Source organism: Caballeronia sp. SL2Y3, assembly GCF_022879575.1.
Taxonomy (GTDB): Bacteria; Pseudomonadota; Gammaproteobacteria; order Burkholderiales; family Burkholderiaceae; genus Caballeronia.
In genome coordinates this window covers 1,982,080-1,998,128 of record NZ_CP084260.1, presented here as the reverse complement: position 1 = coordinate 1,998,128, position 16,049 = coordinate 1,982,080, and the positions used below count along the sequence as shown (strand labels likewise).

The following is a 16,049-nucleotide window of genomic DNA, read 5'->3' as shown; positions in this document are numbered from 1 at the left end:
CTCCTCTCGAAATTGAGATTACCGCAGGTTTACTGCGAGCCTGTAGACGAAGACAAGTCATACATTGCTCGAAGTATAACATTCCCCTGCGGAACAAAACGCTTTGTATAGACTTCGAGCAGTGTCTAACTTTGTGCGTTGGCATTTTGCCATATCGTTCCCTTGCAACGATAAAAATATCCCCGCACCGAGTTCGGCCGCAACCTTATGTGGTGCCTCCGCAACAAGAAAGGGACAGGAACCGGCCGCGCGCCAAGGGGCGCCGAGCATGCGCATATCACGTGCCTGAGCGGCCTTTCCCGCACATTTTCATCGCCGCCGCTTCGCCGTTCGCGAAACGCTGAGGCGGCATGATAGCCCGGCTCGATGACCAATTGACGGAAATCGTTCCCCGGTTTTGTAAGTAATTGGTACAGCTTCACCGGACTAGGAATCCGTCCGACGCCGCTCCTACCGCGCACCAACACTATGTATACGCACGCCGCCGGGCGCGAAGGTGCCGCATGGTAGAATCTCGCGATGCGCTGCGTTCGCAGCGCCGCAGCGTACGCCGGCTACGCGCCTGGCCGGCGCAAGTCGCGCGGCCGGCTGGCGGGTGTCGCGAAACTCACGAACGCGCTGCCGTGTCGCTGCTGCACAGTTCAAGACACGGATAATGGATCAATTCGCCAAAGAGACTCTGCCTATCTCCCTCGAGGAGGAAATGCGCCGTTCGTATCTCGATTACGCGATGAGCGTAATCGTCGGGCGCGCGCTTCCCGATGTCCGCGATGGCCTGAAGCCGGTGCATCGCCGGGCGCTGTACTCGATGCATGAACTGAATAACGACTGGAATCGCGCGTACAAGAAGTCGGCGCGTATCGTCGGCGACGTCATCGGTAAGTACCATCCGCACGGCGACGCCTCGGTGTACGAAACCATCGTCCGCATGGCGCAGCCGTTCTCGCTGCGCTACATGCTCGTGGACGGGCAGGGCAACTTCGGTTCCGTCGACGGCGACAACGCCGCGGCCATGCGCTACACCGAAATCCGCATGGCGAAGATCGGCCACGAGCTGCTCGCCGACATCGACAAGGAAACCGTCGACTTCGGTCCCAACTACGACGGCAGCGAGAACGAACCGCTCGTGCTGCCGGCGCGCATTCCCAATCTGCTGATCAACGGCTCGGCCGGCATCGCGGTCGGCATGGCCACCAACATTCCGCCGCACAATCTGCGCGAAATCGTCGATGCCTGCCTGCACCTGCTGAACAATCCGGAATCGTCGGTCGACGAACTCATCGAGATCGTGCCCGCGCCGGACTTCCCGACCGCCGGCATCATCTACGGCGTGGCCGGCGTGCGCGACGGCTACCGCACCGGGCGCGGGCGCGTCGTCATGCGCGCGGCCACGCACTTCGAAGAGATCGACCGCGGCCAGCGCATGGCCATCATCGTCGATGAAATTCCGTATCAGGTGAACAAGCGCACGCTGCTCGAGCGCATCGCGGAACTCGTCAACGAGAAGAAGATCGAGGGCATCTCCGACATTCGCGACGAATCCGACAAGAGCGGCATGCGCGTCGTGATCGAGCTCAAGCGCGGGGAAGTGCCGGAAGTCGTCCTGAACAACCTGTACAAGCAGACGCAGCTTCAGGACACGTTCGGCATGAATCTGGTCGCGCTCGTCGACGGCCAGCCCAAACTGCTGAATCTGAAGGAAATGCTGGAGTGCTTCCTGTCGCATCGACGGGAAGTGCTGACGCGGCGCACTGTATACGAACTGCGCAAGGCGCGCGACCGCGGTCACGTGCTGGAAGGCCTCGCCGTGGCGCTCGCGAACATCGACGAGTTCATCGCCATCATCAAGGCTGCGCCCACGCCGCCGATCGCGAAGCAAGAGCTGATGAACCGTCCGTGGGACTCGTCGCTCGTGCGCGAAATGCTGACGCGCGCGGAGACGGAAGCCTCGGGCGGGCGCCTCGCGTATCGTCCGGAAGGGTTGAATCCGGCTTACGGTCTGCAGGAAGACGGCCTGTACAAACTGTCGGACGTGCAGGCGCAGGAAATTCTGCAGATGCGCCTGCAGCGCCTGACCGGCCTCGAGCAGGACAAGATCGTCGGCGAATACCGCGAGGTCATGGCGCAGATTGCCGACCTGCTCGACATCCTCGCGCGGCCGGAACGCATCCGGCAGATGATCGTGGAAGAACTCGGCCAGGTGCGCGCGGAATTCGGCGACGAGCGCCGCTCGCGCATCGAAATGAATGCGACCGAGCTCAATACCGAAGACCTGATCACGCCGCAGGAAATGGTCGTGACCATGTCGCATGCCGGCTACGTAAAGTCGCAGCCGCTTTCCGAATACCGCGCGCAGAAGCGCGGCGGGCGCGGCAAGCAGGCCACGCAGATGAAGGAAGACGACTGGATCGACACGCTCTTCATCGCGAACACGCACGACCATATGCTGTGCTTCTCGAACCGTGGCCGCGTGTACTGGGTCAAGGTCTACGAAGTGCCGCAAGGCTCGCGCAACTCGCGCGGCCGGCCGATCGTCAATATGTTCCCGTTGCAGGACGGCGAGAAGATCAACGTCGTTCTGCCGATCAAGGAATTCTCGGCGGACAAGTACGTGTTCATGGCCACCGCGCTCGGCACCGTCAAGAAGACGCCGCTCGAAGCGTTCAGCCGTCCGCTCAAGAAGGGCATCATCGCGGTCGGTCTGGATGACGGCGACTACCTGATCGGCGCGGCCATCACCGATGGCGCGCACGACGTCATGCTGTTCTCGGACTCGGGCAAGGCCGTGCGTTTCGACGAAAACGACGTCCGCGCAATGGGCCGCGAAGCGCGCGGCGTGCGCGGCATGCAGCTCGAAGAAGGGCAGCAGGTCATCGCGCTCTTGGTGGCGGGCGGCGAGAACCAGTCCGTCCTGACGGCCACGCAGAACGGCTTCGGTAAGCGCACGCCGATCAACGAGTACACGCGCCACGGCCGCGGCACCAAGGGCATGATCGCGATCCAGACGTCGGAGCGCAACGGCAAGGTGGTCGCCGCGACGCTCGTCGATTCGGAAAGCCAGATCATGCTGATCACCACGGCGGGCGTGCTGATTCGTACGCGCGTGTCTGAGATCCGCGAAATGGGCCGCGCAACCCAAGGTGTTACACTCATCAGCCTTGACGAGGGCACGAAGTTGTCGGGACTGCAGCATATCGCCGAGGCCGAGGCGGATGCCGAACTCGAAGAAGCGGACGCAGCCGATGCCGCCGCGGACGCCGACGCTTCCGCCGCACCGCCCGACGAATCTCAAGATGGCGACGCGGGCGAAGACGCCTGATATTTTTTGTGTCGCCGGTTTCTCGTTATCCGCTTTTGAAAGCCTGAATTGGTTAAGCTGCGCGACGTGAGCCTGAGGCCGGCGCTGCGATTCTCCATTGAGAACGCCAGCGCCGCTCATGCGGACGTGCAAGGCTCGTCGCGAGTGCTGAACTGAATATTTTTTACAGGGAGTAATGATGCAAGGACGTTTCAAGCAGTGGATGTTGCTGGCCGCTTTCGTGCCGACTTTCGCGATGGCTCAGTCGCTTCAGAACCAGGCGCCGAACCAGGCGGCGGCGCCGGCCGCAGCAGCACCGGTTGATCCTGCCAAGCAAGCTGCGATCAAGGATCTGCTCGACGCAATCGACGCGCAAAAGCTCGTCGGCGCAATCGGCAACAGCGCACAGATGCAAGCGAAGCAGCTCGTGCCGGCCATCCTGTCGGACGCGCTGTCGGAAAACAAGTCGCTGAACGACAAGCAGAAGCAGGCCGCTGTCCCGACGCTGCAGAAGAACGCAGTGCCGAAACTGGTGGACTCGGCAGGCCAGGTGTTCGCCACGGATAACTTCCGCCAGGACGCCATGAAGGCCCAGTACGACGCGTATGCGAAGTACTACTCGACCGACGAGATCAAGGACCTGACGAACTTCTACAAGAGCCCGACGGGCCGCAAGTTCATTCAAGTGCAAGACCAGGTCGGCCGTGACGTCGTCAACGGTCTGATGCAGAAGTACATGCCGCAAGCCATCAAGGCAACCCGCACGCAAGCGGACCAGGAAGTGGCGAGCGTCAAGCCGGGCAAGTAAGCACCGCGCGACAACCTGGAAACCCGCTACGGGGCGCTGCCCCGCGCGTTGGCGGGTTTTCAGGACAGTGCGATAATGGCTGTTTGTGCGAAAGCGCAAGCAGCCATTTCTTTTTCAGGCGCGCGTCATCCGCTGAATCCAGCGACTCGACCCAACGCCGCGCCTGCCATTCGGGATTCCACATGCGCGTGTTCAATTTCTCCGCCGGCCCGGCCGCGATGCCAGAAGAAGTGTTGAGGCAAGCTGCCGACGAAATGCTCGACTGGCACGGCAGCGGCATGAGCGTGATGGAAATGAGCCACCGCGGCGCCGAATTCATGTCGATCCACGAAGCGGCGCTCACCGACCTGCGTGAACTGCTCAAGGTGCCGGCTTCGCATCGCATTTTGTTTCTGCAAGGCGGCGGCATCGGCGAAAACGCCATCGTGCCGATGAATCTGCTCGGCGCGAAGAAGACCGCGGATTTCGTCGTGACGGGTTCGTGGTCGACGAAGTCCCTCAAGGAAGCGGAGAAGTACTGCACGCCGCACATCGCGGCTACGGGCAAGACGGAGCAAGGCTTCACGCGCGTGCCGGCCATCGGCGAATGGAAGCTCTCGGACGATCCCGCCTACGTGCATCTGTGCACGAACGAAACCATCGACGGCGTCGAGGCGTTCGACATTCCCGATCTCGGCGACATTCCGCTCGTCGCGGATGCCTCGTCGCATATCCTGTCGCGTCCGATGGACGTCGCCAAGTTCGGCGTGCTCTTCGCGGGCGCGCAGAAGAACATCGGCATGGCGGGCGTGACGGTGGTGATGGTGCGCGAAGACCTGCTCGACCGCGCGCTGTCCATTTGTCCGTCCGCGTTCGAATGGAAGACGGTCGCCGAGAACAACTCGATGTTCAACACGCCGCCCACGTACGCCATCTACATGGCCGGGCTCGTCTTCAAGTGGCTGAAGAAGCAGGGCGGCCTCGAGGCGATGGAAGCGCGCAACGTCGAAAAGGCGAAGCTGCTCTACGACGCCATCGACGCCAGCGATTTCTACGTCAACAAGGTCGAGCGGCAGAATCGTTCGCGCATGAATGTGCCGTTCTTCCTTGCCGATGAATCGCGCAATACCGATTTCCTGGCCGGCGCCAAAGCGCGCGGGCTACTGCAGCTGAAGGGCCACAAGTCCGTCGGTGGCATGCGGGCATCGATCTACAACGCGGTGCCGGTCGAGGGCGTCAGGGCGCTCGTCGACTATATGAAGGAATTCGAGCGGACGAGCGCGTGAACGCGCCGTCGCTCCTCTAACCGCATTCGCTCAACACGCACCGCATGGACGACGATCTCAATTCAAGACTCAAACCGCTGCGTGAGCGCATCGACGCGCTCGACGCACAACTCATCGCGCTCCTGAACCAGCGCGCTTCCGTGGCGCTCGAAGTGGGCGAGGTGAAGAAGCACTTCAACGCGCCGGTGTTTCGTCCGGAGCGTGAGATGCAGGTCATCGCGCGCTTGCAGGCCATGAGCGACGGCCCGCTCGCGGCCGACCACATCAGCGCCATCTGGCGCGAGATCATGGCCGCGAGCCGCGCGCTCGAACAGACGCTGCGCGCCGCGTTCCTCGGGCCGGTCGGCACCTACAGCGAACAGGCGATGTTCGAATACTTCGGACACTCGATCGAAGGTCTGCCGTGCCCGTCCATCGACGAAGTGTTCCGCTCGGTCGAAGCCGGCGCGGCGCAGTACGGCGTCGTGCCCGTCGAGAATTCGGCGGAAGGCGCGGTGTCGCGCACGCTGGATTTGCTGCTGCAAACGCAACTCGTGATCGGCGGCGAGCTGGCCCTGCCGATTCATCACAATCTGCTTACGGCCTCAGGCTCGCTGGAAGGCGTGACGCGCGTGTGCGCGCACCCGCAGGCGCTCGCGCAGTGCCAGCGGTGGCTTTCCGCGAACGTGCCGCATCTGGAGCGGCAGGCGGTGTCGAGCAATGCGGAAGCCGCGCGCATGGCCGTGGCGGACTCGACCGTGGCCGCGATCGCCGGCGACCGCGCAGCGACGCATTACGGCCTGGGCGTCGTGTACTCGCTGATCCAGGACGATCCGCACAACCGCACGCGTTTCGTGATTATCGGCAAGCAGCCGTCGGACGCGAGCGGCCACGATCAGACCTCGCTGATCGTGTCTGTCGCAAACGAGCCGGGCGCGGTGTTCAAGCTGCTGGAACCGCTCGCGAAGCACGGCGTCTCGATGACGCGCTTCGAGTCGCGGCCCGCGCGCGTCGGGACGTGGGAGTACTACTTCTATATCGATGTCGAAGGCCATCGCAACGATGCGTCGGTGGCCGCCGCGCTGGAAGAACTCGGGCAAAAGGCCGCGTTTCTCAAGATTCTCGGGTCGTATCCGCGCGCCCGGTAAAATTCGCGCTTTCAGCCGTTCCGTCTTCCGCGTCTTTCGACGCGCTTTTTGCGATGTCCCGTGGCCGCGTTCACTTCCAATAAACTGGTTATTTTCGGCGTCGGCCTGATCGGCGGGTCGCTCGCGCGCGCGCTGCGCGAACGCGCCGGGCTCGCGGGGCGCGTGGTCGGCGTCGGGCGCTCGGCGCAGTCGGTGGCGCGCGCGGTCGAACTCGGCGTGATCGACGAAGCCTCCGCGCTGGACGACGACGCCGCGCTCTCGCGCGCGTTGCACGGCGCCGATATCGTGCTGCTCGCCGCGCCGGTCGCGCAGACGCAGCCGTTGCTCGCGCGCATCGCGCCGTTTCTCGATGCGCAGACGCTCGTCACCGACGCGGGCAGCACGAAGAGCGACGTCGTCGCGGCCGCACGGGCGGCGCTGTCCGAACGCGTTGCGCAGTTCGTGCCGGGGCATCCGATTGCCGGGCGCGAGTCGAGCGGCGTCGATGCCGCGTTGCCTGATCTTTACGTCGATCGCAATGTGGTGCTGTGTCCGCTCGCCGAGAACGCGCCGGAAGCCGTCGAGCGCATCGCCGCGATGTGGCGGGCGACCGGCGCGGCGGTGCACACGATGAGCGAGGCGCAGCATGATCGCGTGTTCGCGTCGGTGAGTCATCTGCCGCATGTGCTTTCGTTCGCGCTCGTCGAGCAGATTCTCGAAGCGCCGGACGCGCAACTGAAGTTCTCGTTCGCGGCGGGCGGTTTTCGCGATTTCACGCGCATTGCGGCGTCGAGCCCGGAAATGTGGCGCGACGTGTGTCTGGCGAACCGCGCGGCGCTGCTCGCCGAGCTCGACGCCTACACCGACGTGCTCGCGCGGTTTCGCGCGGCCATCGACGCATCGGACGGCGCGGCGCTCGAAGCGGCGTTCGCGCGCTCGCGCGTGGCGCGCACGGAGTGGCAGGAACGCGGCGGCGTGAAGATTCCCGGCGATTCGCCCACGAAATAAGACACCCAGGAAACAGCATGGAACATCTCGATCTCGGACCCTTCGCGCGCGCGTCCGGCACGGTGCGGCTGCCCGGTTCGAAGAGCATCTCGAACCGCGTGCTGCTGCTCGCCGCGCTTTCGACCGGTGAAACGGCGATCACCAATCTGCTCGATTCCGACGACACGCGCGTGATGCTGGCCGCGCTCGAAACGCTCGGCGTGACGCTTCGGCGCGATGGCGAGCGGGTGATCGTGACGGGCACGGGCGGCGCGTTTCCGTCGAAGTCGGCGGAGCTTTTTCTCGGCAACGCGGGAACGGCGGTGCGTCCGCTGACGGCGGCGCTCGCGGTCAACGGCGGCGAATACCGCGTGCACGGCGTGCCGCGCATGCATGAGCGGCCGATCGGCGATCTCGTCGACGGGCTGCGTCAGATCGGCGCGAAGATCGACTACGAGCAGAACGACGGCTTTCCGCCGCTCAGGATTCACGCATCGAAAATCGCCGTGGACAAGCTCATTCGCGTGCGCGGCGACGTGTCGAGCCAGTTTCTTACCGCGCTTCTGATGAGCCTGCCGGTTATCGAGGGCCGCAGCGGCCCGGTGACGATCGAAGTCGAAGGCGAGCTCATTTCCAAGCCGTATATCGAGATCACCGTGCGGCTGATGGAACGCTTCGGCGTCACTGTCGAGCGCGACGGCTGGGCGCGCTTCACCGTGCCCGCGGGCGCGTCGTACCGGTCTCCCGGCGCGATCATGGTGGAAGGCGACGCGTCGTCCGCGTCGTATTTCCTGGCGGCGGGCGCCATCGGCCACGGGCCGGTGCGCGTGGAAGGCGTCGGGCGGTCGAGCATTCAGGGCGACGTCGGCTTCGCGGACGCGCTCAATCGCATGGGCGCGAACGTGATGATGGGCGACGACTGGATCGAGGTACGCGGCGTCGAGTCCGACGACGGCAAGCTCGCGCCCATCGACATGGACTTCAACCTGATTCCCGACGCCGCGATGACCATTGCCGTGGCCGCGCTTTTCGCGAACGGCACGACGACGCTGCGCAATATCGCGAGCTGGCGGGTGAAGGAAACCGACCGCATCGCCGCGATGGCGACCGAACTGCGCAAGGTCGGCGCGACGGTCGAAGAGGGCGCGGATCATCTGGTCGTCACGCCGCCGGCGAAGCTCACCGCGAACGCCGCCATCGACACGTACGACGATCACCGCATGGCGATGTGCTTTTCCCTCGTGAGTCTGGGCGGCGTGCCGGTGCGCATCAACGATCCGAAGTGCGTGAACAAGACTTTCCCCGACTATTTCGACCGTTTCGCGACGCTCGTCAGAACCTGAGCCGCGCCATGCCTTCCATCACGAAAACAGCAACAACGGGCCGCAACGGCCATACGCAATGAAACCGAGCCGTCCATTCGACCCCACTCCAGTCATCACCATCGACGGGCCGACGGCCTCCGGCAAGGGCACGGTCGCGGCGGTCGTCGCGGCCACGCTCGGCTTTCACCTGCTCGACAGCGGCGCGCTGTACCGGCTCGCGGCGCTCGCGAGCGTCCGCTACGGCATCGACAAGGGCGACGCCCCGGCGCTTGCAAACCTCGTCGGCGACCTCCATATCACCTTTCGCGAAGGATGCGCGCAGCTCGACGGCGTCGATGTGTCGACTGAAATCCGCGCCGAGGAAATTGGCAATCGCGCGTCCGCTATCGCGGTGCATCCCGAAGTGCGGCAGGCGCTCGTCGCCCGCCAGCGGGCGTTCCGCAAGCGCCCGGGGCTCGTGGCCGACGGCCGCGACATGGGCACGGTCATCTTCCCCGACGCGACGCTAAAGGTCTTCCTGACCGCGAGCGTCGAGGCCCGCGCGGCGAGACGCCATAAGCAATTGATGCAAAAAGGCTTTTCTGCTAATATGGATGACTTGCTGCGCGATTTGCGCGAACGCGACGCCCGCGACATGAACCGGGTAGCCGCGCCGCTCAAGCCCGCGGCGGACGCGAAGACGCTGGACACCTCCGGTTTGTCGATCGATCAAGCGGTCGAGCAGATCATCGGCTGGTACAGCGAAGTGCGCGTGTAGCTGAAACTGTAGTAGATGTGCCGGTTCGCCCGCCACGTGGTCGGCTGCCGGATAGTTGGGTGCTCCGTCATGTGGCGCAGCGTGTGTTAAACCCCTTAACCCCGTACGGCTTCGCGCATCGTCGGCCCTTGGCGGCCATTAGCGCAAAGGCTGTGCAAATATTGATTTTTATGTCCGACCTGCAAACCTCCACCCCGAATAACGAATCTTTCGCGGCTCTGTTCGAAGAGTCGCTGACCAAGCAGGACATGCGCGCCGGCGAAGTGATCTCCGCCGAAGTCGTGCGTGTCGACCACAACTTCGTGGTCGTGAATGCTGGTCTGAAGTCCGAAGCCTATATTCCGCTCGAAGAGTTCCTGAACGACGCGGGTGAAGTGGAAGTGCAGGCGGGCGACTTCGTTTCCGTCGCGATCGACGCGCTGGAAAACGGCTATGGCGACACCATCCTGTCGCGCGACAAGGCGAAGCGTCTGGCTTCGTGGCTGTCGCTGGAAAAAGCGCTGGACAACAACGAGCTCGTCACCGGCACCATCACCGGCAAGGTGAAGGGCGGCATGACCGTGATGGTCAACGGCATCCGCGCGTTCCTGCCGGGTTCCCTCGTGGACACGCGTCCGGTCAAGGACACGACCCCGTACGAAGGCAAGACGCTCGAATTCCGCGTCATCAAGCTCGACCGCAAGCGTAACAACGTCGTGCTGTCGCGCCGCGCCGTGATCGAAGCCACGCAAGGCGAAGAGCGCGCGAAGCTGCTCGAAACGCTGAAGGAAGGCGCGATCGTGGAAGGCGTGGTCAAGAACATCACCGACTACGGCGCGTTCGTGGACCTCGGCGGCATCGACGGCCTGCTGCACATCACCGACATCGCATGGCGTCGCGTGCGTCACCCGTCGGAAGTGCTGTCGGTCGGCCAGGAAGTCACCGCGAAGATCCTCAAGTTCGACCAAGAGAAGAACCGCGTTTCGCTCGGTATCAAGCAACTGGGCGACGATCCGTGGGAAGGCATCTCGCGCCGTTACCCGTCGGGCACGCGTCTGTTCGGCAAGGTCACGAACATCACCGACTACGGCGCATTCGTCGAAGTGGAATCGGGCATCGAAGGCCTCGTCCACGTGTCGGAAATGGACTGGACGAACAAGAACGTTGCACCGTCGAAGGTCGTGCAGCTGGGCGACGAAGTCGAAGTCATGGTTCTCGAGATCGACGAAGACCGCCGCCGTATCAGCCTCGGCATGAAGCAGTGCAAGCCGAATCCGTGGGACGACTTCAGCCGCAACTTCAAGAAGGGCGACAAGCTGCAAGGCGCGATCAAGTCGATCACCGACTTCGGCGTCTTCATCGGTCTGCCGGGCGGCATCGACGGTCTGGTTCACCTGTCGGACCTGTCGTGGTCGGAAACGGGCGAAGAAGCAGTTCGCAAGTACAAGAAGGGCGACGAAGTCGAAGCCGTGGTTCTGGGCATCGACGTCGAGAAGGAGCGCATTTCGCTCGGCATCAAGCAGCTCGAAGGCGATCCGTTCAGCAACTTCGTCGCGATCAACGACAAGGGCGCAATCGTCGACGGCGTCGTGAAGTCGGTCGATCCGAAGGGTGCGGTCGTCACGCTGTCGGGCGAAGTCGAAGGCTACCTGCGCGCTTCGGAAATCGCACAAGACCGCGTGGAAGATGCGCGCAACGTGCTGAAGGAAGGCGACAAGGTCAACGCGATGATCATCAACATCGATCGCAAGTCGCGCGGCATCAACCTGTCGATCAAGGCGAAGGATTCGGCCGAGCAGCAGGAAGCCATGCGCGGCCTGCAAGCTTCGGACTCGAACGCCGCCGCTACCGGCACGACCAACCTCGGCGCGCTGCTGAAGGCCAAGCTCGACGGCCAGAACAGCTAAGCCTTAACGGTACTGCTGCAGTATGACCAAATCGGAATTGGTCGCCCAGTTGGCCTCGCGATTTCCGCAACTTGTGCTCAAGGATGCGGATTTCGCGGTCAAGACGATGCTCGATGCGATGTCGGAGGCGCTTGCCAACGGTCATCGCATCGAAATTCGCGGCTTCGGCAGCTTCGGGCTCAACCGTCGTCCGTCGCGCGTCGGGCGCAATCCCAAGTCGGGTGAAAAAGTGCTGGTGCCGGAGAAATTCGTGCCGCATTTCAAGCCGGGCAAGGAATTGCGTGAACGCGTCGATGGCCGCGCAGGCGAGCCGCTGAAGGCGTCGAATGACGACGATGCGGACGATCTCTGATCGGCGCGCATCGCTACGAATCGTTGCGTGCGCGTGCGCGCAAGTGATCCGCCGCGGCGTCCGGCCATCAGGCAATCGACCAGAAAAGCACCCCTTGCGGGTGCTTTTTTTTCGCCCCGACGGGCTGCACGCCGCGCCTCGCGTTCGGTAACGCACATAGCTCAGCCATTTCGTCGGAGGCATGGGCCGCGCCGGTGCTTCGAAGCAAACGCATCCATTACAATACCGGTCACTTTGACTCGGGTAATCACGTAGGCCGAACGGCGAAGCGACGGCCGCGAGATGCACCGCCATTGCGAGACGTTCATGAAATTCATTGTCTGGCTGATCCGCGTTCTGGTCTTCGTGTTGTTGCTCGTGCTGGCGCTCGCCAACACGCAGCCGGCGACGCTGAATTTCCTCGCAGGCTACGCCTGGCAGGCGCCGCTGATCCTGATCGGCCTGGCGTTCTTCGCAGTAGGCCTGCTCGCCGGGCTCGTTTCGGCTGTGCCGGCGATGCTGCGCTTGCGGATCGAAAACGGGCGTTTGAAGCGCGACGTGCGCGCCGCACGGGAAACGCCGCTGGTCAAAGAAGAACCGCCGATGCCGCCGCTCATCTGACACGCGCATCGTCCGGCGGCGGCGCTTGCGCTCGATTCGCCCGAAGCAGACACCTAAACCGACTCACGAACATTCGCATGGATCTAGACTTCTGGTGGCTGCTCGTCATCCCGGTCGCTTTCGCGCTAGGCTGGATGGCATCCCGCTACGACCTGAAAACGCTGTTATCCGAGAATGCGAACCTGCCGCGCTCGTACTTTCGCGGCCTGAATTTCCTGCTCAACGAGCAACACGACAAGGCGATCGACGCGTTCATCGAAGTCGCCAAGCTGGACCCTGAAACCATCGAGCTGCACTTCGCGCTCGGCAATCTGTTTCGGCGGCGCGGCGAGACGGACCGCGCTATCCGCGTGCATCAGAACCTGTTGAGCCGGGCGGACCTGCCGGTTGCCGAACGCGATCACGCGCTGTACGAACTGGGGCAGGACTTTCTGAAAGCGGGCCTCTTGGATCGGGCGGAGGAAACGTTTCGGTCGCTGGAAGCCGGCGAATATTCGCTCGGCGCCCAACGCGCGCTGCTCACCATTTACGAGATCGAGAAGGACTGGCCGAAATCCATCACCACGGCCGAGCGCATCGAGAAGATGGGCGCGCCGTCGCTGCATATGGAAATCGCGCATTTCCACTGCGAACTCGCGCAGGAAGCGTTGCAGCGCAAGAATCTGGACGATGCGCGCGCCGAACTGAAGCTCGCGCTGGCGTCGAATCCGGACAACGTCCGCGCCACGATTCTCTCGGGCGACGCCGAAGCCGCTGCCGGAAACGTCGAAGCCGCGATCGCCGTCTGGAAGCGCGTCGAGGCGCAGAACGAAGCGTATTTGCCGCTCGTCGCCGAGAAACTGATGAAAGCGTACGCCGCGCTCGGGCGCAAGGAAGACGGCGTCGACTTGCTGATCGACTACGCGACGCGCTATCCGTCGAATGATCTGCTGGATGTCGCGTACAAGCATGTCCAGGAACTGCGCGGTCTCGATGCGGCGCACGCGCTCGTGCGCAGGCAAATGGAGATCGCCCCGAATCTCGCGGGCATGACGCGCCTGCTCGAAGCGCAGGAAGCAACCGCCGAGGAGCCGCGCCGGGGCGAACTGCAACTCATGCGCACGCTCGTCAAGCAACGCACCAAGAATTTGCCGCGGTATACATGTCAAACGTGTGGATTCCGCGCGCGCCTGTTTTATTGGCAGTGCCCCGGCTGCAGCGGCTGGGAGACTTACGCGCCACGACGCGTCGAACCGATCACGAGTTCGGCCTGAGTTCGCACACCATCGCGAGCGCGGCGTTTTCGCGCTCATCATCATCGCCGCTATCTTAGAAACCCACGGAGAGCTATGAAAGTTACCATCGTTGGTACGGGTTACGTCGGTCTTGTGACCGGTGCTTGCCTCGCTGAAATCGGCAATGACGTGTTTTGTGTCGACGTCGATCCGCGCAAGATCGAAATCCTCAATAACGGCGGCGTGCCGATTCACGAGCCGGGCCTTCAGGAAATGCTCAAGCGCACGCGTGCAGCGGGCCGCATCCAGTTCTCCACCGACGTGAAGGCGAGCGTTGAGCACGGCGACGTGCAGTTCATCGCGGTCGGCACGCCGCCCGACGAAGACGGCTCGGCCGACTTGCAGTATGTGCTCGCGGCTGCGCGCAACATCGGACGCTATTCGAACGGCTTCAAGGTGATCGTCGACAAATCGACGGTGCCGGTCGGCACGGCGCTGCAAGTCAGGCGTGTCGTGGAAGAAGAGTTGAAGGCTCGCGGCGTCGCCGACGGCTTCTCTGTCGTGTCGAATCCCGAGTTCCTGAAGGAAGGCGCCGCGGTCGACGACTTCATGCGCCCGGACCGCATCGTGATCGGCATCGACGACGATCAGGCCGGCAACCGCGCGCGCGAAATGATGAAGCGCCTCTACGCGCCGTTCAACCGCAATCACGAACGCACGCTCTACATGGACGTGCGCTCTGCCGAGTTCACGAAGTACGCGGCCAACGCGATGCTCGCCACGCGCATTTCGTTCATGAACGATCTGTCGAATCTGGCGGATGCGGTCGGCGCGGACATCGAATCCGTGCGTCGCGGCATCGGGTCGGACCCGCGCATCGGCTATCACTTCCTGTATGCGGGCTGCGGCTACGGCGGCTCCTGCTTCCCGAAGGACGTGCAGGCACTCGTGCAGACGGCGCGCGAAAACGGACATCGGCTGCAGATTCTCGAATCGGTCGAAGCGGTCAACAACGCGCAGAAGGAAGTGCTCGTCAACAAGATCGTCAAGCGCATGGGCGAGGACCTGCGCGGCCGCACGTTCGCCGTGTGGGGCCTTGCATTCAAGCCGAATACCGACGACATGCGCGAGGCGTCGAGCCGGCGTCTGATCGCGTCGCTGCTCGAACGCGGCGCGACGGTGCGGGCGTATGATCCTGTCGCCATGACTGAAGCGCAGCGCGTGTTCGCGCTCGATCTCGAAGGCCGCCGCGAGGACATGGAGCGTCTTCACTTCGTGCAAACGCAGCAGGAAGCCTTGACGGGCGCGGACGCGCTTGTCATCGTGACCGAATGGAAGGAATTCAAGAGCCCGGACTTCGGGCACTTGAAGAGCGAGCTGAAGATGCCGGTTATCTTCGACGGCCGCAATTTGTATGAACCGGAAGCGATGGCTGAACTAGGCATCGATTATTTTGCAATAGGACGTCCCCATGTCGAACTCGACGGCAATGGAAGCCGGCAATAGCCCGGCAAATATCCCAGTGGTGCCGCGCGCCCGCATTTCCGCGGCGCGCGTGCTGGTGGTCGGCGATGTGATGCTCGACCGCTACTGGTTCGGCGATGTGAACCGCATCTCGCCCGAGGCGCCCGTGCCGGTCGTGCACGTGCAGAAGAAGGAGGATCGCCTGGGCGGGGCGGCGAACGTCGCGCGCAACGCGGCGGCGCTCGGCGCGCAGGCGGGTCTGCTGTGCGTCGTGGGGCATGACGAGCCGGGCGAGCGCATCGTCGAGTTGCTCGGCGAAAGCCGGGTCGCCGCGCACCTCGCGCGCGACCCGGAGCTGCTCACGACGATTAAGCTGCGCGTGTTGTCGCGCCAGCAGCAACTGCTGCGCGTCGACTTCGAGAACACGCCGAATCACGAAGTGCTGCGCGCGTGCCTCGAACGCTTCACCGAACTGCTGCCGCAGCACGACGTCATTCTGATGTCGGACTACGCGAAGGGCGGTCTCACGCACGTCACGAAGATGATCGCCGACGCGCGCGAGGCCGGCAAACCCGTGCTCGTCGATCCGAAGGGCGACGACTGGGAGCGTTATCGCGGCGCGACGCTCATCACGCCGAACCGCGCCGAGCTGCGCGAAGTGATCGGCCACTGGAAGTCCGAAGAAGACCTGCACGAACGCGTGACGAGGCTGCGCGCGGATCTGGATCTCGGCGCGCTCTTGCTGACGCGCTCGGAGGAGGGCATGACGCTCTTCACGGAGAACCAGGTGCTGCACAATTCGGCGGAAGCGCGCGAAGTGTATGATGTGTCGGGCGCGGGCGACACCGTCATCGCAACGGTCGCGACGATGCTCGGCGCAGGCGTGCCGCTCGTCGATTCGATCGTGTATGCGAATCGCGCGGCCGGCATTGTCGTGGGCAAGCTCGGCACGGCGACCGTCGACTACAACGAACTCTTCGCCTGATC

The 16,049-nt window shown here is 63.4% G+C and carries 13 protein-coding genes; all 13 read left to right on the top strand.

Annotated features, from left to right (window positions below; genetic code table 11):
• The first annotated feature begins 655 nt into the window (after nt 1-655).
• The 13 genes from gyrA (at nt 656) to rfaE1 (ending at nt 16,047) form a co-directional block, all read left to right on the top strand.
• Nucleotides 656-3,319, top strand: coding sequence for a DNA gyrase subunit A (gene gyrA, locus LDZ26_RS09450; RefSeq protein WP_244846987.1), 2,664 nt, complete (start codon nt 656-658; stop codon nt 3,317-3,319).
• A gap of 178 nt (nt 3,320-3,497) precedes the next feature.
• Complete coding sequence (locus tag LDZ26_RS09445) at nt 3,498-4,106, top strand: DUF2059 domain-containing protein (protein WP_159838093.1); 609 nt, start codon at nt 3,498-3,500, stop codon at nt 4,104-4,106.
• A gap of 182 nt (nt 4,107-4,288) precedes the next feature.
• Complete coding sequence (gene serC / locus LDZ26_RS09440; RefSeq protein ID WP_244846986.1) at nt 4,289-5,371, top strand: 3-phosphoserine/phosphohydroxythreonine transaminase; 1,083 nt, start codon at nt 4,289-4,291, stop codon at nt 5,369-5,371.
• A gap of 44 nt (nt 5,372-5,415) precedes the next feature.
• The gene (pheA, locus tag LDZ26_RS09435; RefSeq protein ID WP_244846985.1) at nt 5,416-6,498 is read left to right on the top strand and encodes a prephenate dehydratase; all 1,083 of its coding nucleotides are present in this window, start codon (nt 5,416-5,418) and stop codon (nt 6,496-6,498) included.
• Between the two features lie 60 nt (nt 6,499-6,558).
• Nucleotides 6,559-7,485: a prephenate dehydrogenase/arogenate dehydrogenase family protein gene (locus LDZ26_RS09430; RefSeq protein ID WP_244846984.1), complete on the top strand. Its 927-nt coding sequence runs from the start codon at nt 6,559-6,561 to the stop codon at nt 7,483-7,485.
• 17 nt (nt 7,486-7,502) lie between these two features.
• The gene (aroA, locus tag LDZ26_RS09425; protein WP_244846983.1) at nt 7,503-8,807 is read left to right on the top strand and encodes a 3-phosphoshikimate 1-carboxyvinyltransferase; all 1,305 of its coding nucleotides are present in this window, start codon (nt 7,503-7,505) and stop codon (nt 8,805-8,807) included.
• Between the two features lie 58 nt (nt 8,808-8,865).
• The gene (gene cmk / locus LDZ26_RS09420; protein WP_244846982.1) at nt 8,866-9,546 is read left to right on the top strand and encodes a (d)CMP kinase; all 681 of its coding nucleotides are present in this window, start codon (nt 8,866-8,868) and stop codon (nt 9,544-9,546) included.
• A gap of 152 nt (nt 9,547-9,698) precedes the next feature.
• The gene (gene rpsA / locus LDZ26_RS09415) at nt 9,699-11,432 is read left to right on the top strand and encodes a 30S ribosomal protein S1 (RefSeq protein ID WP_175944619.1); all 1,734 of its coding nucleotides are present in this window, start codon (nt 9,699-9,701) and stop codon (nt 11,430-11,432) included.
• 22 nt (nt 11,433-11,454) lie between these two features.
• Nucleotides 11,455-11,784 carry an integration host factor subunit beta gene (locus LDZ26_RS09410; protein WP_008342376.1) on the top strand — a complete coding sequence of 110 codons (330 nt, stop codon included), beginning with the start codon at nt 11,455-11,457 and terminating at the stop codon, nt 11,782-11,784.
• Between the two features lie 306 nt (nt 11,785-12,090).
• On the top strand, nt 12,091-12,384 hold the full coding sequence (locus LDZ26_RS09405) for a lipopolysaccharide assembly LapA domain-containing protein (protein WP_244849139.1): 294 nt from the start codon (nt 12,091-12,093) through the stop codon (nt 12,382-12,384).
• Between the two features lie 77 nt (nt 12,385-12,461).
• Nucleotides 12,462-13,637: a lipopolysaccharide assembly protein LapB gene (gene lapB / locus LDZ26_RS09400; protein ID WP_244846981.1), complete on the top strand. Its 1,176-nt coding sequence runs from the start codon at nt 12,462-12,464 to the stop codon at nt 13,635-13,637.
• Nucleotides 13,638-13,712: 75 nt separating this feature from the next.
• Entirely contained in the window at nt 13,713-15,104 is a 1,392-nt protein-coding gene (locus LDZ26_RS09395) for a UDP-glucose/GDP-mannose dehydrogenase family protein (RefSeq protein WP_244846980.1), read from the top strand.
• On the top strand, nt 15,070-16,047 hold the full coding sequence (gene rfaE1, locus LDZ26_RS09390) for a D-glycero-beta-D-manno-heptose-7-phosphate kinase (RefSeq protein ID WP_244846979.1): 978 nt from the start codon (nt 15,070-15,072) through the stop codon (nt 16,045-16,047). The genes LDZ26_RS09395 and rfaE1 overlap by 35 nt, the downstream gene beginning before the upstream one ends.
• Nucleotides 16,048-16,049 lie beyond the last annotated feature (2 nt).